The sequence below is a fragment of the Neobacillus drentensis genome, from assembly GCF_036965245.1.
GTDB lineage: Bacteria > Bacillota > Bacilli > Bacillales > Cytobacillaceae > Neobacillus > Neobacillus drentensis_G.
Window position 1 is genome coordinate 1 of sequence record NZ_JBALPG010000094.1, and the last position, 428, is coordinate 428.

General features: G+C 32.9%; 1 protein-coding gene. It reads right to left on the minus strand.

The annotated features are described in order from the left end of the window. Positions 1-44: 44 nt before the first annotated feature. Positions 45-428 (minus strand): Hsp20/alpha crystallin family protein (locus tag V7150_RS18170; RefSeq protein WP_335521184.1); only part of this gene is annotated, 384 nt, incomplete at its 5' end.

Here is a 428-nt window from a genome sequence, read left to right on the forward strand (position 1 = left end):
CTTTATTATGTTAACTGGCATAAAAATAACACCTTAAATTGAACTTAAGGCAGGGTAATAAATCTGTTTTTTCCTGATCCATTTTCTGTTTTAGAAATAAAAACCTCTAATATTCCATTTGTGAATGCAGCGGATGCTTCTTGTCTCGTAACGAGAAATGGGAATTCAATCGAACGGCTCTTTTTTAGTATAGCAGAAGGGGGGGATTTGCAAGCAGTAATCTTTAATATTTTTTCTTCTATATATACCTTTATTTCTGAGGCTTCAAATTCACTTAAAATAGCCTCGACAATCCATTCCTTTTCAGTCTCATAAAGATCGATTTGGAATTGAGTCTGATCATAATAGGATGTAAGCGGGTCCAAAAAATAATTCTCCAGCCATTTTTCCACTAAATCAAAATCAAAGGATTGATTTTGTTGTTGTTT